This window comes from Streptomyces sp. bgisy100 (assembly GCF_057709105.1).
In genome coordinates, this window is record NZ_JBYITE010000057.1 from 26,659 (window position 1) to 43,832 (window position 17,174).

Consider the following 17,174-nt stretch of genomic DNA (forward strand, 5'->3'; position numbering starts at 1 on the left):
CAGACGTTCACGTCAGAGGGGGCGTTGTTGCTGTTCGATGTACTGGCGGATGATCGCCAGCGGTGCTCCGCCGCAGGATGCGGCGAAGTACGAGGGCGACCACAGGTGCCCGTGCGTGACGGCGGGGTGGATCCGGTCGGTGAACTCCTGGCGGATCCGTCGGGCGGAGACGCCTTTGAGGCTGTTGACCAGTTTGGAGACGGCGACCTTGGGCGGGTAGTTGATCAGGAGGTGGACGTGATCGCGTTCGCCGTTGAACTCCGTCAGCTCCGCCTCGAAGTCCTCGCACACCTTCCGCATGACCTCTTCGCAACGCGTCAGCATCTCATCGTCGAACACTCCACGCCGGGACTTGGTCACAAAGACCAAGTGAACGTGCATCGCCGAAACCACATGCCTGCCACGCCTGTAGTCATTCTCCTGATCCATGAGGCCAATCGTAGTGGCGTCGCGGTCATGCAGCTCCGCTACAACTACCGGGCCTACCCGGACGCCTCCCAGCGCCGTGCGCTGGCGAAGGCGTTCGGGTGCGCGCGTGTGGTGTGGAACGACTGCCTGCGCGACCGGAAAGCAGCGCATGCGGCGGGGCTGCCATATGTGACGTCGGGCGAACTGTCCCGGCGTCGCATCACCCAGGCCAAACACACCGAGGAGGGTGCCTGGCCTGCCGAGGTGTCGGCGGTCGTCCTGCAGCACTCCCTGCGGGACCTCGACACTGCGTACCGGACGGACACACCTGCCCGCACAGCGCCGTGAAGCAGGAAGCCCCCGGAAGGGTCAACCGGCCCAGGCCGGAATCCCTGGACTTCAGGCCAGGGAGCACGTCAACGGCCGGTGATGTCCAGCCACGACGGGTGCTCCGGCAACGGCTCCTCCAGCGAACGGCCGAGCGTGACCGGGCCGCCCTCCGCCCTCGCGTCGTCGGTCACCCGCAGGCCCGCCTGCCGGAAGAGCAGCCGCAGTTCGACATTGGCCGAGGTCGGACGCGAGTCCACCCGGAACTCGGCGGCGCCGGACTCCGCGGCCCGGTCCATCAGCCAGCGCAGGAAGCCCAGCGACACCCCGCGGCCGGCGACCCGGCAGGACAGGGCCAGCAGCCGGACCCACCAGGCGTCGGCGGTGTGCTCGACGAGTGCGGCGCCGATCAGCCCGTACTCCCCGAAACGGTCCTCCAGCCGGGCGACCAGCAGGGTGTACCCGCCGTCCGCCGTCAGCTTCCGGACGCGGTCGGCGTCCAGGGGCAGGCCGGACGAGTTCAACCGGTGCGTGCGGGTGGCCAGTTCCACGGCCCGCGGCAGGTCGTCGTCGCTCGCGGTGCCGACGGAGAGCCGCATCGCGCAGGACCGAAGGAACTCCTCCCGGGTTCCGGCGAACTGCCGCCCCGCGTCCTTCCGGACGGCTTCCGTCCGGTACCGCCGGACGCGTTCCCGGGCGTCCGCCGTGAGCGGACCGGAACCGAGGCCGTCGAGCAGGTCCGGCACCTGTTCCGGTGCGATGGCCGCCACCCCGGGCAGCATGGTGCCGACCTCGGCCCGCTCGTAGGGACTGTCGTCGACCAGCAGCAGCGCGTCCGCCCCGATGCCCAGCTCCTCGGCGATCAGGCGCAGCGACTCGCTCTTGTCCTGCCAGCCGACCTGGGGCGCGACGAACCGCTCGGCCACCTCCGCGTCCGCACGCAGCGCTTCGAGGACCGACGGCGCGGTGCGGCTGGCGATGCTGCTCAGCACGCCGCGCTCGGCCAGCCGGTCGATGGTGCGCAGGGCCCAGGGCCGGAAGGCGGGCAGCACGTCGGTCTCGGACTCGACCGCCACGCCGTCCCAGAGGGTGCCGTCGAGGTCCCAGACGACGCACTTCACCCGGTCGAACGCGACGGCGCCGGTCCCGCCGTCACCGCCCGCCGGACGGGACTGCCCATCATCCGACGGAATAGCAGGATCCGACGGATCAGCAGGATCCGCCCGATTGGCAGGATCCGCCGGATTCACCGGGTGACTCATCGTCCCGCCCGCCTCACCTCGGCCAGCTGCAGCCTCATGGCCATGTGGGTCGACTCGAAGCCGTACTTCCGGTAGAGCGTGCGCATCGGCACATTGCCCACGTACACCTTCCCGACCACCTCGGCCAGTTCGTGCTCGACGGCGAACGCGAGCCCTTCCGCGATCAGCAGTTCGCCGATCTCGGCCCGCTGCTCGACCGGCGCCACGGCGAGGGAACGGAAGTTGGCGTACCGGTCGCCGGTCATCGTGTTCTGGTTGATGCTCATCCACAGCCAGCCGACGGCCGTGTCGTCGTCCGGACCGCAGGCCACGTACATGCCCGCACGGGACTTCTGCATCGCCCGGGACAGCCGCGACCGGTGCCGCTCGGGGTTGTCGACCGCGGCGTCGCCGAAGGAGATCCGGGCGATCTCCGCCTCGAAGGCGGCGATGGCGTCCAGGTCGCGCTCGTCGGCGGGGCGGGTCACGAACGGCGCGGCCCGCTCCCCGACGCTCGCCAGCACCTCGCGCGCCACGGGCGGCTGCCACACGACGGTGCGCTGCCCGGCCGCGGACCCCGAAAGCGGGGGCCCCGAAAGCGCGGACTCCGGAGCCGCGGTCGCGGAGACGGTCAGCGGCGCCTGCTCGACGGCAGCAGCCGATACGGGGGCCGAGGCAGGCGCCACCGGCTCGGATCCACCGACGGACGCCGCACCGGAGACCGGATCGGCTCCCGGACCGGCCACCGGATCGGCTCCCGGGCCGGACGCCGGCTCCGCGGGCGGGCGGACATGCGGAATGTCCCCGGCCGCCGGACCGTCACCGGACCCGTTGCTGTCACCGGCCCGGCTGCTGTCGCGGGCCCCGTTGCGGTCACCGGGCCCGTTGCCGTCACCGGCCCCGGAGCTGTCCCCGGTCGCCGCCATGCTGACCAGCTGACGCGGCTTGAAGGGACCGCCGCCGCACTGCGGGCAGCCGTCGGCGCGCAGCGCACCGACCGAGCTCCACCGGGCACCGGGACCGACCGGCGTACGGGCCCCGCAGGACACGCACTCGTACTCCCGCTGCCGGGACCGCTTGTCCCGGGTGTAGAGCGGTCCGCCGTAGCTGCCGCCCACCGACGCCTGGGTGGCGCTGGTGGTGAGCAGGTGCTGGATGAATCCGGTGCCGCCGAGGATCCCGCTGCCCTCGTACTCGTTGAAGTTGCGGATGAACCCGTTGACGACGAGCCCGAGATCCATGATCTCCTGCTGGACCTCCAGCATCTCGTTCGGGCTCTTGGCGCCGAAGGAGAAGAAGATGCTGTTCGCGGCACCGGGGCGCAGTCCCTCCACGGCCCGGGAGAGGAACAGCTGCGCGCCTTCCGGGGTGTAGGGCGGGTCGGTCATCGCCGCGTCGAACCGGCCGTGCAGCACCTCCGGCAGCGGCTGCCGCAGATCGTGCTCGACCGTGTCGACCCTGGTCTTGAACCCGGCGGATACCTCCGCGATGTGGCCGAGGATCTCCGGGGAGATGTCGACGACGGTGACCCGCTCCACCAACGGTGAACCGAGGACCTCCCCGACGACCGCGACGGCGAGCGAAATCGTGTCGTCGTCGCCGACCAGCAGCAGGGAACCGCCCGGCAGCACGCCTGCCCGGAGCAGTGCCAGCACCCTGCGCACCTTGGTCTCCGGGGTGCACAGCGACTGGTCCAGACTCATGTCGGCCTGCGGCCCCGCCGCCATGATGGCGGTCAGCCGCTCCACGGCCTCGTCCAGCACGTCGGGGATGACCAGTTCCCGGCCGTCGCAGGTGCCGCAGGTCGGATCGAGCACCAGATCCATACCGAGCTCGGCGACGAGGGAGAGACCGGAGGGTGTGAGGCGAGAGGGCCGCTTCTCGGTCAGCATGCCCCGGCGGCGCAGTTCGTTGCCGACGGCGGCGACGATGGGTACCGGAATGCTGGTCGCGCGGCTGATGTCCTTGGTCGAGGCGGGCGCCAGTCGGCGAATCGCCCGCAGGACCGAACGCACACCCGGTGCGCCCTCCTGCAGCCTGACCGCGCCGGCCACCTCGTGCAGAACTCCCTCAGCCCCGAGGCTTCGTTCGCCCGAACGCGGGCCCGTCACAATAGGGTTCCAAATGTACGCATGATCTCGCAGTATAGATGAACGTCTGTGATACAGGCGCAGCCTGACGCCCCGTCGGACGCCCCGGAGCAGGCGCCGGGCCGGGCACCGCTCACCCCGTCGCGAGGGCCCCGTCGGACCGTCCGGCGACACCGGCACGGCCACTGCGTCCGATCGTAGCGGCGCCGGCACGCCGCCGAGGCGATCTCCACCACACCGGCCCCGGGGCATCGCGGCACAGCACAGCAACGCGACAGCGCGGCACAGCGCAGCAACGTGACAGCCCGGCGGCAGGACCGCGCCACTCGGCCGGCCTCATACCGGGCCCCTGGCCCGGCAGGAACACCGCCTATTCCTGACGCAACATCAAAAGTATTCGTCAGCCACCCGCATCACCGCAAAGCGCGGTTTATGCAAGGCATTGACGATAAGCCGCCCGAGGCCACACCACCGCCCTCCCCCGGCACAACCCCAGCCATCGACGGAAAGAGCCGTCGACACCCGTCGGCCGCACCGGACCGGCCGGCACCGCACCCGGCCTCACCACCCGCGCCACGGCCGCACCACCCGAACAGCCCTGCCTTCCGAGCCGTACCGGGGGAGGTGACGGGGATTCAGATCGCTTATGCAGCAGTCGAGTTCGGCCCGCCGACGGTCCAGGTGGGACGATCTTCACGAAGGGCGACTTGGGGCATGGATGCTAAAATGACGTCATCCGAGCGTCGGGGTGCCGCCTGTGTGGAACACCGCAACATCGCGTATCGGAATTCAGACCACAGCGAAAGGAGACGGGGGTCGACGCGTGGCGCGTGTCCCCCATCGCCCATGACGAACGACCTCGCCACCGGCCCCGAAGACATAAATGTCGACGACCTGTGCTCCTACGCGGTTGATGTGTGGGTCGGTGACCCGACCATTCTGACGGATGAGCGCCGCCTTCTGGATGTGCTCCGCAGTGCGGCCCAGAAGGGAAATGCGAAGGTCCTCGGGGAGGCCTCGCACGTATTCCCGAACGGCGCCGTGACGGCAATTCTCCTGCTGTCGGCCTCGCACCTCAGCATTCACACCTGGCCGGAATTCAACCTGGCGAATGTGGACTTGCTCGCCTACGGCCGCCTCAATGGCGAGCGGATGATGGAGAGCATCGAGGTGGACCTGTCACCCACCCGCATCAACGTCTCCCGCCTGCTGCGCGCCGTTCACTGAGCGTCACCCCCGGGGGACGGCGAGACTGCCGGCCGGGGTGCGGGAGCGGGGGGATCTGCCGGAAGCCCCTGCGGAGCACGTCGCCACGGGAACGATGGGGAGCTGCCGGGACAGGCCCGGTGCACCGCGACGCCGAGCAGGGCCAACGACTCAACTGAGGCCATATGTCTCGTGGCTGACGACGCGAAACGACCCATCCGTCCCGCCCGGGGAGCGGGACGGTCGACGGGGGGAGGGGCCGCAGGCCGGACAGCCGTCCGGGGCCCCTCTGACATGGCGTGGGTGTAGTGCACATGGTAACCTACGCTGCGTGACGTAAAAGACGAGCGGTTCCGTCGATGAGCCGGCCGCACCGCTCCTGTTCCGGGGAGATGCAGCTATGGGAAGTGGCCGCGCGCGAGCCAAGCAGGCAAAGGTGGCCCGAGAGCTCAAGTACTCGTCTCCCTCAGCGGATTTCGACGCTCTCCAGCGGGAACTCGGCAGCACGCCGACGACCTCGGACGACAAGGAAGAGCGCGACCAGGACCGCGGCATCGCGGAATCCCGGAATCTCCGCCCCACGAGTGACGACGACTGAGCGGATCCTCGAAAGCTCAGCCTTCCTTCGATTTCCTCTCATGGTGTGCCATATTCCATGAGAGGAAATTCTTTTTCGGTCCGCAGTTTTCCCTCGCGGCTTCCGTTCGGTCATGACACCTTCCGCGGGATGTTCCGAACGGAAGCGACCGGCGGAGCACCTGATTCCGTTTGGGTGGGAATTCCACCGGTCCGGTGTCCAGGTCCGGCACAGCGGACCGGCGCCGACGAGCGGAAACGGGGCCCCGGACGGATCAGCGGCAGTGCACAGAGCGGGAGCGGACGGCCCACGGCGACGGTTCGCCCCCGCGGCCGGGCGCCGGCCACGGAACGCCGGACCTGGAACGCCACGGACCTGGAACGTCGGATCGCAGCATGCCGGATCACGGGACGTCGGACAGCGGGACGTCGGATCACGGGAAGGGAGCGGGGCATTGACGGACAGTTCGCTCCCGGACCGTGCGGTGCACGTGTGGTGGGCCGGGCTGGACGACGCGCACGACGGGCTGGCACGGCTCCTCGACCCGGTCGAACGGGCCCGGCTCGACGCGTACGCCCGCCCGGACGACCGGCACCGGTTCCTGCTGGGCTGCGCCGTCAGCCGGATCGCGCTGGGCGCGTATCTGGGGGCGGACCCCGCGGACGTCGGTCTCGTACGGCAGTGCCCGCAGTGCGGCGGACCGCACGGCAAGGTGCGCCTCCGGGACGCGGAGGGGGCGGGGAGCATCCGGTTCTCCGTGACGCACGGCGGCCGGCTCGTCGGGGTGGCATTCTGCCGGGCGGCCGAGGTCGGACTCGATGTCGAGCCCACCGATCAGGCGGTGGACGTCGACGAGTTGGCCCCCGACGTGCTGACCGGCCGCGAACTCGCCGCCCTGGCCGAGGGCGGCACCGTGGCGGACCGGCGCCGGGACTTCCTGCGTTTCTGGTGCCGCAAGGAGGCCGTGGTGAAGGCCCTGGGCGTGGGCATGCGCACCCCGTTCCGCCGACTGGAGGTGACCGCCCCGCGGGAGCAGGCAGCCGTCGTCGCCTGGTCCGAACACCCGGAGGCCGTCGGCACCACCCGGCTCTACGAGCTGAACGTGGGTCCGGAGCACGAGGCCTGCCTGGCCGTACTGGCCCCCGAGCCGCTGACGGTCGTGCCACGCCGGGCGGGGGCGCTGCTGCGGAGCTGGGCGGCGGACTGAGCCCGGCCCGGTCGTCGAGGCCACGACTGGTCGGGGCGGGCCGAAGGCCTGGGGTGCGGCCGGGGCCGAGGACGGGCCGAAGGCCTGAGGTGCGGCCAGGGCCCAGGAGGGCCGAGGACGGGCCGAAGCCCCGGGATGCGGCAGGGGCCCAGGCGGCCGGCCGAGGCCTGACGGGCGGAGTGCACCGGACGGGTCAGGCGCCCTTGCGGGTTCGTGATGCCGTCTTCTTGGCGGGCTTCGAGGCCGCGGCCTTGCTCGCCGTCTTGCTCGCCGTCTTGCTCGCCGTCTTCTTCGCGGCCTGCTTCCCGGCCCTCTGGCTGCCCGACGTCGAGGCGGATGCCGACGCCGGCTTCGAGGACGTGCCGGTGGTGGCTTCTGTAGCTGCCTTCGTGCCTGTCTTCGTGGCTGTCTTCGTGGCTGTCTTCGTCGGCGCCTTCGCGGCCTTCCGCGCGGACGGCTTCGCCGTAGTGCCGGACTGCTTCCGGGCGCCCGGCTCCGACGGCTCTTCGCCACGGCTGCGGCGGCTCTTCCGCACGCTCTCCTCCAGTGCCGCCATGAGGTCGACGACCTGCGCCGACGGAGCCTCCGTCGCCGGTGGGGGCTCCACCTCACGGCCCTCCAGCTTCGCCGACACCACGCGGACCAGCGCGTCGGTGTAGTCGTCGTGCAGTTCCTCCTCCGGCACCTCGCTCATGCTCGCCATGAGGTCCTCGGCCCGTTGCAGCTCCTCGTCGGTGAGCCGGATGTCCTGGTCGGGAGCGAGTCCGGTGTGCGGGCGGATCTCGTCCGGCCAGAGCATCGTGTGCATGGTCAGCGCGCCCTCGTGGATGCGGATCAGGGCGAGCACCTCCTTGCCCCGGAGGGCGACCTTGCCGATGGCCACCTTGCCGGAACGTTCCAGCGCGTCCCGCAGCAGTACGTAGGGCTTGGCCGCGGCCTGGCCGTCCGCCCTCAGGTAGTAGGCGCGGTCGAGCTGGAGGGGGTCGATCTCCTGGCTGGGCAGGAAGGCGAGCAGCTCGAAGGTCTTGGCGGTGGGGATGGGCAGGTGGTCGAAGTCCTCGTCGGTCAGCGGCACGACCTCGTCCCGGGAGACCGGATAGGCGCTGGCGATCTCCTCGTTGGGCACCACGTTCCCGTCGAGTTCGCACACCTTGCGGTTGCGGATCCGGCCGTTGTCCTTGGCGTGGACGCGGTGGAGGGCGATGTCGTGGGACTCGGTGGCGCTCACGACCTGGACGGGGATCGTGACCAGGCCGAAGCTGATCGCACCTCGCCAGATGGGCCGCGGCATGACGTTCCCTTTCTTCGGTTTTGTCATGCTATGCGGGTCGTTCGAAGGGTGCAGCCGACGGCTCAGCCGTTCAGGCGTGCCGGAGCGCCCGCTCGGGGTGGCAGATGTCGCACGGCTCGACGTCCGGGTCGGCCAGCAGGGTGTACGCCTCCGCGGTGGGCACCCGCTGGTGCGCGGCCCGGGCGTGCCAGCAGTCCCGCCGGTGCAGTCGGCGGGTGGGGCCCGCGGCCGTCCGCCACAGATTCTCGACCTGCCACTGCCGCCCGGAAACCGCCCCGTGCGTGGGCACCGCGGTGTAGTCCTCGCCGGGGATCGGGGTGACGCCGGTCGCCGGCGCACTGAACGCGACAGGTGTGGGCTCGGCGACGGTGCGCCCGTCACCGAGGGTGCCGCGGGCCGTGAGGACGGCCTCCAGCTCGTACCACCACTGCCCGTCGGGCGTGCGGGTCCGCCCGGTGACGATGACGTCGAGCTGCTGGCCGTCGGGGAGGGTGGCCCTGGCCCAGGGGCCCGCCGACGCGTAGCTGTCATCCTGCACCGTTCGATTCTAGTTCGAATTTCGGAGTCGGGTCGTTCCTGCTGCTCCCCGCTCCTCCCGTTCCTCCCCGCCGTCGGGGGCCGGCCCCGGTGAGGGGAGCCGGCGGCCGCCCGAGCCGGGGAGAGGGGCCGCCGGTGAGAGCGGAAAGCCGCGGAAAGCAACAGATCCGGCTCCCCTTCCTCTTTTGCGGTGCCGCGGGCAACCCTGAGGAAGGGGGTGGGCGTGCCACCGGGCCGCCCCGGCCACCTGCGCGTCCAGCAGATCCCTGCGCCCCGCAGGCCGATGCGCCCCACAGCCCCTACGCCCGACAGATCCCGTATGCCCGTAAGGAGCCACCATGCATGACGGTCCGCATCCGGCCGCTGAGGCGGACGAGGCACCTGCCCCGGTCCCGGACGGAGGCCGTACCACCGCCCCGGGCCGTGCCGACGTCCCGACCGCGGAAGGAGGCAGGGAAAACGGGACGCCGCACGGCGGCTGGTTCATCGACTCCCGCTGCGTCAACTGCGATGTCGCACGCCAGCTCGCCCCGGACCTGATCCGCGAGGCCGACGGCCGCTCCGAGCTCGTCCGGCAGCCGCGGGACCACAGCGAGGCACGGCAGCTGCACGCCGCCGCGCTCGCCTGCCCCACTCGCTCGATCCGCCCGGCCGGCGGGCGGCTCGCGGCCGTCCCGGACCCCTTCCCGCTGGCCCTGAACGACTCCGTCCTCCTGTGCGGGCACAACTCCCCGCAGACGGCCGGCGCCAACTCCTACCTGCTCCGCCGACCGTCGGGCGGCGCGATGATGATCGACACCCCGCGCTGGAGCAGCGCACTGGGCGCCCGGTACGCGGCGCTGGGCCCCGTCACCGATGTTCTGCTCACCCATCGGGACCACGCTGAGCACGGCCGGCGCTGGGCCGATCACCTCGGCGCCCGGCTGTGGATCCACGAAGGGGACCTCGACGCCGCACCGGACGCCGACCGTGTCCTGCGCGGCACGGACCCCGTGGAGATCGGCGAGGGGGTGACGGCGTATCCATTGCCCGGGCACACCCGCGGCAGCGTGCTGTATCTCGCCGACGGGCTCCACTGCTTCAGCGGGGACAGCCTGTACTGGTCGCGCGGCGCGGCCGATCTGGCGGTGACGGAGAGCGTCACCTTCTACTCGATCGAGGAGCTGGGTGTCTCGTTGGCCCGGACGGCCCACCGGCTGCGTTTCGAGTGGCTGCTGCCGGGCCACGGCGACCGCAAGCGGCTCCCGGCGGGGGAGATGGCACAGCGGCTGAGCCGGCTGACGGCCCGGGTACGCCGGCTCCGGCCCCGGCCCGTCGACTTCTCCGCCGTGCGCTGGTGAGAGCGGCGGGGGCGGCGAGGGGGACCCGCCGTGCGGGAGTGTCCCGGGGTCGTCGGCTTGCTGCCGGGTTCCTCGCCGTGCGGGGGTGCGGCCGGCGGGCGAGGATGGAGCCGGTCCGGTGGGTGCCCCCGCGCCCGGCCGGAACGTGCGGGGACAGGCCTGCGGCAGATGGGAGAGGTCGGCCATGTTCGGCAGCACCAAGGCGTTCAGCGGGTTCGCGGTGAACGATGTACAGCGCGCCAAGGACTTCTACGGTGGGACTCTCGGCCTGCGGGTGTCGGAACTGGACGGCCTGCTGATGCTGCACATCGAGGGCGGCACCGAGATCCTGATCTACCCCAAGGAGGACCACACCCCCGCGTCGTTCACCGTTCTCAACTTCCCGGTGGACAACATCGAGCGGGCTGTGGACGCGCTGACCGCGAAGGGGGTGACCATGGAGCGCTACGGCGCCTTCGAGACCGACGAGCGGGGCATCTTCCGAGGCGGCGGCCCCTACATCGCATGGTTCAAGGACCCCGCCGGGAACGTGCTGTCCGTCCTCCAGGAACGCTGACCCCGCGGCCGTACGCCGCCGGGGCCCCGGTCCCGGGTCCGGAGGTTCCCGCGAGGGTTTCGTCGCACCCGCCCGCCCCGTCCGGGCCGGGATCCGGATCCCATGGTTCCGAGTCGGCTACAGGTCGAAGATCTCGCCGTGCGGAGGCGGCGGCCCCGACAGGGGGAACGCGGGCACCCGCTCGTCCTCGATCATCGCCTCGATCTCGCGGCGCAGCTCCGGGGTGTCGGTGTGCCGGTGCACGGACACCGCGTGCTCGACCGCCGCGCGGAGCACCTCTTCCGCGGTGTCACCGGAGATGGTGAGGGTGCAGTTCGACTCGCTGGGGAGCTTCCGGCAGTCGGCGACTTTCCTGGTCATGACGGCCTCCTCGACGTCGGCTCCTCTCCTCAGGCTAACCCGCACCGAAGCCGCCCATCCGGATGAACTGGACAGGGCGGGATGCGACGGGACCGCTCCGGCTCCACGCTGAAGACATGAGCGACAGCGGTTCCGTGGTGGCACCTCCGCCGGTCGTCGTCTGGGGCCCGGAGCCCGACGACCCGCCGTTCCGTCTGGTCGAGGTCAACGGCGCGCTGGTGGGCAAGGCGCACGGCATCGCGGACGTGGTCACCTTCATCCTGCGGGCCGGACTGAAGGACTTCGACGTGGAGGACCCGATGGTCGTGCGCTGGGTGAACGGCGGCCCGTACGACTGGATGCCCCACTGACCTCGGACGACTGGATGCCCCACTGACCTCGGGATATTCGCCCCCTCGGTCCACCCGCCGCATCCGTCCGCCGAAGTCCACCCGGGCTCGTCGCCCCACCGGGCACGCCGCTGCCGCATGCCGCCGCCATGCGACCGCCGGTGGGGAACGCGCCCGTGCCTATCGCCGGTGACGGCGGATCGCGCGGGTCAGGGCCGGGGGCAGGAGGTCGGCAGCCAGCCGGTGGGCGCGTGAGGGCCGACGGGGAGTGCCGTTCGATGTGGCGTGGGCCGGGCCGCCGCGTCCGGAGGGGACCTCGCCGGCGAACCGGGACACCGGAGCCGCCGGCGCCTCGGGACGTCCCGAGAAGCGCAGGACGCGCCGGCCCGCGATCTCCTGCCTGCTCAGATGCGTTCCGCGGCGCCACTCCTCGTCGGCCAGCAGCGCCTCCTGGAGCGGTTCCGGGTCACCCCAGGTGCCGTAGAGTTTCTGGGTGCTCAGGCAGACCGGCCGCAGCCCCCGGTTGAAGACCGCCTCCCAGACGGCCGCCGCCACTCCCGGCGTGTGCTCGGAGCGGTAGTCGTCGAGCACGACGAGGCCGTCGGGCACCAGAGCCATTCGGGCCGTATCGATGTCGCCCGCCACGTGCTCGTACAGATGCGAGGCGTCGACATGGACGAACCGGCATGAATCCGGCTCGACATGGGCCGGGACCACCGAGGTGGGGCCCTGTATGACGTCGGGCAGCGTGTCGTGAAAGGCCAGGTAGTTCTGCTCGAAGGCGAGCCGGGTGAGGGTCGGGTAGGACTTCCGGGCCTCGGCCGCGTTCCGCTCGTCCGGGGCGGGAGCGTCGAACAGGTCGCAGACCGTGAAGCGCTCGCCCTCCCGCAGGAAACCGGCGGTGAAGATCGCGCTCTTGCCCATGAAGGCGCCCAGTTCCATGAGGTCCCCACGCGCGTCGAGGCGTTCCTGGCGGGACAGAAAATAATGGAAAAGCACCTGGTCGAGGCTGGGAAACCAGCCCTTGACGTCATTCAGCCGACCGGGGCGCTGCGTTGTCGCGGGGGTGAGGCTCGCCGTCATGTGTCGTCCTCGCAGGGGCAGGGAACGGGCGGAAATCCGCCGCCACCGTAAAGGCCGAAAAGCATCGCCGAACCATCGCGCATGTGTGTTTTGTGTGCCGGTCGCGACGGGTGATCAAGGGACGTCACGGGTTCATCCCGCGGCCGGGCGGGGTTGGCCGCGCGGTTGCCCCCCGGACCGGCCCGGCCGGCCGGCAGCCCCTTCCGGCCACCTGGCAACTTCCTCGTGCCCCGCGCCGTAGGCGACCGGCCCCTGCCCCGCACCTCCACCCTTTCCGGGCTCCGAAAGCGGCCACCGACCCGGGCAGCCGCCGGTCAGCGCAGGGTACGGCGGTAGGCCAGGACGCTCGGCAGGGTGAGATAGCGGCGGTCCACCCCGCCGCTCTCGCATTCGAGCTCGCCCGCGTCGATCAGCGCGGCGACGCGGTGGACGCCCAGGCCGAGCAGTCCGGCCGCCGTCCGTACCGTGACGCTCATCCCGGCGAAGACCGGCGGAATCGGCCCGTGGCCGCCGTCGCCGGGCGGTCCGGCGGAACACTGCCCCCCGAGCATCCGTGCTTCTCCCCTCGTTTCACGGGGCGGCGCGCCGCCCCACGCCCCGCCCCTGCCTCTCAGGTGCCGTTCGAACGCTCGGTGCGTGCCGCGCGGAGGTTCCCCGGCCCCTCGGACGGTGCCGGTCGCGGATGTCCTGGCGTTCCGCCCGGCCCGGCCGGGCGGGCGTCTCCCCTCGCCCGGCCTCCCCGAGCAGTCGGGCAGCGGACCGGGCCGTTCCAGCCGGCCGCGCACCCCGGTGCGCACCTGACGCGACGCACCACCGGGCGTGGCCCTCCGGGCACGCCACCGGAGGAGACGGCCGTGCCGCGCGTCGCGTTCCACCGGGCGGTGGACGAATACGTCACAGCGAAGACGTCACAGGGACGCAGCTCAGGGACGGGGGACAGTGCTGCCCTCGACCCCAGAGGTCCGATATGCCGGGTTCCATCGGCCGGAGTTACGGTCGAAGAGGAGATCCGACCTCCCGCGGAAGAGGCACGTGCCATGGCTTCGGAGACCCTCGGCAGCACAACCGCCCTGACGGACCTGCGCACCGGCTTCACGGGGGAGGTGATCACACCCGACGACGCCGCGTACGACGAGGCCCGGACGGTCTTCAACGCGATGATCGACCGGCGGCCCGCGGTCATCGCCCAGTGCGCGACCCCGGAGGACATCGCGAAAGCCCTCCGCTTCGGGCAGGAGCTTGGCCTGGAGATCGCGGTGCGCGGCGGGGGACACAGCGTCGCGGGCATGGCCCTCACCGAGGGCGGCCTCGTCGTCGACCTGCGGCGGATGAACGCGGTGGCCGTGGACCCCGAGGCCCGCACCGCCCGGGTGTCCGGCGGCGCCACCATGAGCCATCTCGACCGGGCCGCCGAACCGCATGGCCTGGCGACCACGGGCGGCCGGGTGTCCACCACCGGGGTGGGCGGCTTCACTCTCGGCGGCGGATCGGGCTGGCTGGACCGCAAGTTCGGGCTCGCCTGCGACAACCTGCTCTCCGTCAGCCTCGTGACCGCCGACGGCAGCACCGTGCGGGCCGACGAGAACGAGAACCCGGAACTGTTCTGGGCCCTCCACGGGGGCGGCGGGAACTTCGGCGTGGCGACCTCGTTCACCTTCCGCATGCATCCGCTCCCGGCCTTGACCGCGATGATCCTGATGTGGCCCGCCGACGCCGGACCCGAAGTGGCGCGCGCCTACCGCGACTTCATGGAGTCCGCACCGGACGAGGTCGGCGGCGGACTCATCTACTTCACCGGGCCGCCCGAGGAGTTCGTGCCCGAGGAGCTGGTGGGGCGGCTGGTCTGCGCGGTCCTGGTCACCTACGCGGGCGGGGAGGCGGCGGCCCGTGCGGTCGCGGCCCCGGTCCTGGAGCTCGGGCACGCGGCCGAGATGATCACCGAACTGCCCTACGCCGAGCTGCAGTGCATGCTCGACGACCCGCCCGGCTGCCGCAACTACTGGTCCGCGGAGCACCTGGACAGCTTCCCGGACGAGGCGGTGGACCTGTTCTGCGCCCGCGCGGCCGACATGATCGTGCCGTCCCCCTCCCAGCACGTGCTCTTCCCGCAGGGCGGCGCGACCGCGCGGGGCAACCCGGACTACCCCGTCCCCTGGCGGAACGCGTCCTGGGTGGCCCACCCGTTCGGACTGTGGGAGGACCCGGCCGACGACGAGCGGGGCCGGCGGTGGGCGCACGACATCCGTGCCGACCTCCAGCCGTGGTCCAGCGGAGCCGTGTACCTCAACTTCATCGGGAACGAGGGCGAGGAACGGCTGATCTCCGGCTTCGGGCCCGAGAACTACCGCCGGCTCGCGGCGGTGAAGGCGACCTACGACCCGGACAACGTCTTCCGGCTCAACCACAACATCACGCCGGCGTGACGCCGGAGCCGCAGCCGAAGCCGGTGGCATGACACCGAGCTCACGGAACTCCGGCAGGGCCCGGCCGGAGTGCGACGGCCGGCCTCACTCCGACCGCCCTCCACCACTCCGACGACCGGTGTCCGTCTCACTCCGACGACCGGTGCCCGTCTCACTCCGACGACCGGTGCCCGCCCTCGTCGCCCGAGGCCGCGTCGTCGGCCGCCGCCGTGTCCGCGGCTGCCGTACCCGCCGTCGTGTCCGACGCCGTCGTATCCGTGGCCGCCGGTTCCCCTGACGCGGCCGAGGGGGTTCCGGCAGCGGCGCCGCCCTGGAGGCGTTCGAGGTCGGAGGCGCGGACCTGGATGACGAACAGGGCGATCAGCGCCGCGACGATCGTGAACGCCGCCGAGGCGATGAACGCCGTGGAGACGCCCGTGGCGAGCACCTGGTCGCCCCAGGGCGCCGGCAGCTCGCCGGTGCGCTGGAACTGTGCGCGTTCCAAGGGGGTCGCCTGGGCGAGGAACGCCGGGACCTGCTCGGTCGCCTCGTTCCGGCTCGCCGTACCGAAGACCGTGACCAGGATGGACAACCCGAGCGAGCCGCCCACCTGCTGGGTCGCGTTGAGCATGCCGGACGCCGCGCCCGACTCCTGCGGGGCGACCCCGGAGACCGCCATCAGGGTCAGCGACACGAACTGCATGCCCATGCCCAGCCCGAAGATCAGCATCGGGCCGAGGACACTGCCCGCGTACGTACTGTCCACATCGGTCTGCGTCAGCCAGGACAGGCCCCCCGCGGCGAGGATCGCGCCGACCACCATGAACGGCTTGGGCCCGAACTTCGGCAGCAGTTGGGACGTCGTCCCCGCGCCCACCGCGATCACCGCGCTCACCGGCAGGAACGCCAGCCCGGCCTGGAGCGGGCTGAAGTTGAGCACGTTCTGCACGAACAGCGTGAGGAAGAAGAACATTCCGAAGATCGCCGCGGCGAGGCTGAGCATCATGCCGTACGAACCCGCGCGGTTGCGGTCGCGGAACATCTTCAGCGGGGTGATCGGCTGTCTGGAGCGCCGCTCGATGGTGAGGAAGGTCGTGAGCAGGACAATGGCCGCGCCGAACGCCACGAGGGTCAGCGGATCGCGCCAGCCGTCCTCCGACGCCCGGATGAAGCCGTAGACCAGTGAGGCCATACCGGCCGTGGAGGTCAGCGCACCCGCGAAGTCGAAGTGACCGGCGTGCCGCTCGGACTCCCTGATGTGGCGGGGCGTGGCGAAGGCGATGAGCAGCCCGATCGGCACATTGACGAAGAACACCCAGCGCCAGTCGAGCCATTCGACGAGGATGCCGCCCATGAGCAGGCCGATCGCGCCGCCGCCCGCGGAGACGGCCGCGAAGACGCCGAACGCCCGGTTGCGCTCCGGGCCCTCCCGGAAGGTCGTGGTGATCAGGGCCAGCGCGGTGGGGGACGCGATCGCCCCGCCCACGCCCTGCAGGGACCGGGCGGCCAGCAGCTGGGGAGCGTTCTGCGCGAGACCGCCGAGCAGCGAGGCGAGCACGAACAGCAGCACACCGAAGATGAACACCCGTCTCCGGCCGAGGATGTCACCGAGCCGTCCGCCGAGGAGCAGCAGACCGCCGAAGGTCAGGGTGTAGGCGTTGATGACCCACGACAGGCTCTCGGTCGAGAAGCCGAGGGAGCTCTGGATGTGCGGGAGCGCGATGTTCACGATGGTGATGTCGAGGACCACCATCAGCTGACAGGACGCGATGACGAGGAGCGCAATGACGCTGCCGCCGCCCCGTTCCGGGGCTTCGGCAGGACCGGCGGATGTGGAGTGGGAGCTCGTCATGGTCTTCCCGCGCTCACGACGGCGACGATCGGCTGCGTTCCCGACGGTGATCAGGCACGTCCGCGGCCCCTGCTCGGGCCTCACCCCCTGACCAGGCCTTCCGCGACCCGTGATCGGGAACTTCTACGACCCTAAGCCCGCCTCCGGGGGCCCACCACTCGAACGGCCTACAGCCCGGTGCCCTCCCGCCGGCCGCTTCCGGGCAGTCGGGGCGTGGCCACTGAGGATCGGGCCGGTGCGCTCAGGGCCGGACGGATCGGGGTCTGTCTCACCGGACCGGACACATCACAGTCCGTCCCACCGGACCGGACACATCACAGTCCGTCCCACCGAACCGGACACATCACAGTCCGTCCCACCGAACCGGA

General features: G+C 71.3%; 16 protein-coding genes and 1 pseudogene. 8 read left to right on the plus strand and 9 right to left on the minus strand.

The features are described from left to right. Positions 1–12 precede the first annotated feature (12 nt). Positions 13–429 (minus strand): IS200/IS605 family transposase, encoded by a 417-nt coding sequence (gene tnpA, locus AC3EQ1_RS27575; RefSeq protein WP_432097046.1) that lies wholly within the window; start codon positions 427–429, stop codon positions 13–15. 27 nt (positions 430–456) lie between these two features. Between tnpA and AC3EQ1_RS27580 the strand changes: the two are divergent. After that, positions 457–726, plus strand: a pseudogene (locus tag AC3EQ1_RS27580) (helix-turn-helix domain-containing protein); the annotation flags it as partial. 98 nt (positions 727–824) lie between these two features. Here AC3EQ1_RS27580 and AC3EQ1_RS27585 read toward each other — a convergent pair. Continuing rightward, positions 825–1,856: an HAD-IIIC family phosphatase gene (locus AC3EQ1_RS27585; protein WP_432097047.1), complete on the minus strand. Its 1,032-nt coding sequence runs from the start codon at positions 1,854–1,856 to the stop codon at positions 825–827. Between the two features lie 137 nt (positions 1,857–1,993). Further along, positions 1,994–3,991: a GNAT family N-acetyltransferase gene (locus tag AC3EQ1_RS27590; protein ID WP_432097048.1), complete on the minus strand. Its 1,998-nt coding sequence runs from the start codon at positions 3,989–3,991 to the stop codon at positions 1,994–1,996. A gap of 921 nt (positions 3,992–4,912) precedes the next feature. Between AC3EQ1_RS27590 and speD the strand changes: the two genes are divergently transcribed. The 3 genes from speD (at position 4,913) to AC3EQ1_RS27605 (ending at position 7,056) form a co-directional block, all read left to right on the plus strand. Further along, entirely contained in the window at positions 4,913–5,293 is a 381-nt protein-coding gene (speD, locus tag AC3EQ1_RS27595; protein ID WP_432097049.1) for an S-adenosylmethionine decarboxylase, read from the plus strand. A 415-nt stretch (positions 5,294–5,708) separates the two neighbouring features. Then, on the plus strand, positions 5,709–5,870 hold the full coding sequence (locus AC3EQ1_RS27600; RefSeq protein ID WP_432097050.1) for a DUF3073 family protein: 162 nt from the start codon (positions 5,709–5,711) through the stop codon (positions 5,868–5,870). 433 nt (positions 5,871–6,303) lie between these two features. Then, positions 6,304–7,056, plus strand: a complete 753-nt coding sequence (locus tag AC3EQ1_RS27605) for a 4'-phosphopantetheinyl transferase family protein (protein WP_432097051.1) — start codon at positions 6,304–6,306, stop codon at positions 7,054–7,056. Between the two features lie 193 nt (positions 7,057–7,249). On the opposite strand, the gene ku is transcribed toward AC3EQ1_RS27605, so the two are convergent. Then, positions 7,250–8,347 carry a non-homologous end joining protein Ku gene (ku, locus tag AC3EQ1_RS27610; protein ID WP_432097052.1) on the minus strand — a complete coding sequence of 366 codons (1,098 nt, stop codon included), beginning with the start codon at positions 8,345–8,347 and terminating at the stop codon, positions 7,250–7,252. Between the two features lie 70 nt (positions 8,348–8,417). After that, on the minus strand, positions 8,418–8,885 hold the full coding sequence (locus AC3EQ1_RS27615) for a DUF6233 domain-containing protein (protein WP_432097053.1): 468 nt from the start codon (positions 8,883–8,885) through the stop codon (positions 8,418–8,420). Between the two features lie 337 nt (positions 8,886–9,222). On the opposite strand from AC3EQ1_RS27615, the gene AC3EQ1_RS27620 reads away from it, so the two are divergent. Both AC3EQ1_RS27620 and AC3EQ1_RS27625 read left to right on the plus strand, forming a co-directional pair. Next, entirely contained in the window at positions 9,223–10,224 is a 1,002-nt protein-coding gene (locus tag AC3EQ1_RS27620; protein WP_432097054.1) for a 4Fe-4S domain-containing protein, read from the plus strand. A 184-nt stretch (positions 10,225–10,408) separates the two neighbouring features. Next, positions 10,409–10,780, plus strand: a complete 372-nt coding sequence (locus AC3EQ1_RS27625) for a VOC family protein (RefSeq protein WP_432097055.1) — start codon at positions 10,409–10,411, stop codon at positions 10,778–10,780. 117 nt (positions 10,781–10,897) lie between these two features. On the opposite strand, the gene AC3EQ1_RS27630 is transcribed toward AC3EQ1_RS27625, so the two are convergent. Continuing rightward, the gene (locus AC3EQ1_RS27630) at positions 10,898–11,140 is read right to left on the minus strand and encodes a DUF1059 domain-containing protein (protein ID WP_432097056.1); all 243 of its coding nucleotides are present in this window, start codon (positions 11,138–11,140) and stop codon (positions 10,898–10,900) included. A 116-nt stretch (positions 11,141–11,256) separates the two neighbouring features. Between AC3EQ1_RS27630 and AC3EQ1_RS27635 the strand changes: the two genes are divergently transcribed. After that, complete coding sequence (locus tag AC3EQ1_RS27635) at positions 11,257–11,490, plus strand: hypothetical protein (protein ID WP_432097057.1); 234 nt, start codon at positions 11,257–11,259, stop codon at positions 11,488–11,490. 159 nt (positions 11,491–11,649) lie between these two features. Here AC3EQ1_RS27635 and AC3EQ1_RS27640 read toward each other — a convergent pair whose 3' ends face one another. Together AC3EQ1_RS27640 and AC3EQ1_RS27645 are read right to left on the minus strand one after the other, a co-directional pair. Beyond that, the gene (locus AC3EQ1_RS27640) at positions 11,650–12,552 is read right to left on the minus strand and encodes a class I SAM-dependent methyltransferase (protein WP_432097058.1); all 903 of its coding nucleotides are present in this window, start codon (positions 12,550–12,552) and stop codon (positions 11,650–11,652) included. A 314-nt stretch (positions 12,553–12,866) separates the two neighbouring features. Further along, positions 12,867–13,103, minus strand: coding sequence for a type 2 periplasmic-binding domain-containing protein (locus tag AC3EQ1_RS27645; protein ID WP_351506680.1), 237 nt, complete (start codon positions 13,101–13,103; stop codon positions 12,867–12,869). A 486-nt stretch (positions 13,104–13,589) separates the two neighbouring features. On the opposite strand from AC3EQ1_RS27645, the gene AC3EQ1_RS27650 reads away from it, so the two are divergent. Continuing rightward, positions 13,590–14,975 carry an FAD-binding oxidoreductase gene (locus AC3EQ1_RS27650; protein WP_432097059.1) on the plus strand — a complete coding sequence of 462 codons (1,386 nt, stop codon included), beginning with the start codon at positions 13,590–13,592 and terminating at the stop codon, positions 14,973–14,975. Positions 14,976–15,126: 151 nt separating this feature from the next. On the opposite strand, the gene AC3EQ1_RS27655 is transcribed toward AC3EQ1_RS27650, so the two are convergent. After that, complete coding sequence (locus AC3EQ1_RS27655; protein ID WP_432097060.1) at positions 15,127–16,806, minus strand: MFS transporter; 1,680 nt, start codon at positions 16,804–16,806, stop codon at positions 15,127–15,129. Positions 16,807–17,174: the final 368 nt, after the last annotated feature.

Coding starts and splice junctions, on each gene's coding strand:
- tnpA (WP_432097046.1), bottom strand. CDS start 429: ATGGATCAGGAGAATGACTACAGGCGTGGCAGGCATGTGGTTTCGGCG.
- speD (WP_432097049.1), top strand. CDS start 4,913: ATGACGAACGACCTCGCCACCGGCCCCGAAGACATAAATGTCGACGAC.
- ku (WP_432097052.1), bottom strand. CDS start 8,347: ATGCCGCGGCCCATCTGGCGAGGTGCGATCAGCTTCGGCCTGGTCACG.
- AC3EQ1_RS27620 (WP_432097054.1), top strand. CDS start 9,223: ATGCATGACGGTCCGCATCCGGCCGCTGAGGCGGACGAGGCACCTGCC.
- AC3EQ1_RS27625 (WP_432097055.1), top strand. CDS start 10,409: ATGTTCGGCAGCACCAAGGCGTTCAGCGGGTTCGCGGTGAACGATGTA.
- AC3EQ1_RS27630 (WP_432097056.1), bottom strand. CDS start 11,140: ATGACCAGGAAAGTCGCCGACTGCCGGAAGCTCCCCAGCGAGTCGAAC.
- AC3EQ1_RS27635 (WP_432097057.1), top strand. CDS start 11,257: ATGAGCGACAGCGGTTCCGTGGTGGCACCTCCGCCGGTCGTCGTCTGG.
- AC3EQ1_RS27640 (WP_432097058.1), bottom strand. CDS start 12,552: ATGACGGCGAGCCTCACCCCCGCGACAACGCAGCGCCCCGGTCGGCTG.
- AC3EQ1_RS27645 (WP_351506680.1), bottom strand. CDS start 13,103: ATGCTCGGGGGGCAGTGTTCCGCCGGACCGCCCGGCGACGGCGGCCAC.
- AC3EQ1_RS27650 (WP_432097059.1), top strand. CDS start 13,590: ATGGCTTCGGAGACCCTCGGCAGCACAACCGCCCTGACGGACCTGCGC.
- AC3EQ1_RS27655 (WP_432097060.1), bottom strand. CDS start 16,806: ATGACGAGCTCCCACTCCACATCCGCCGGTCCTGCCGAAGCCCCGGAA.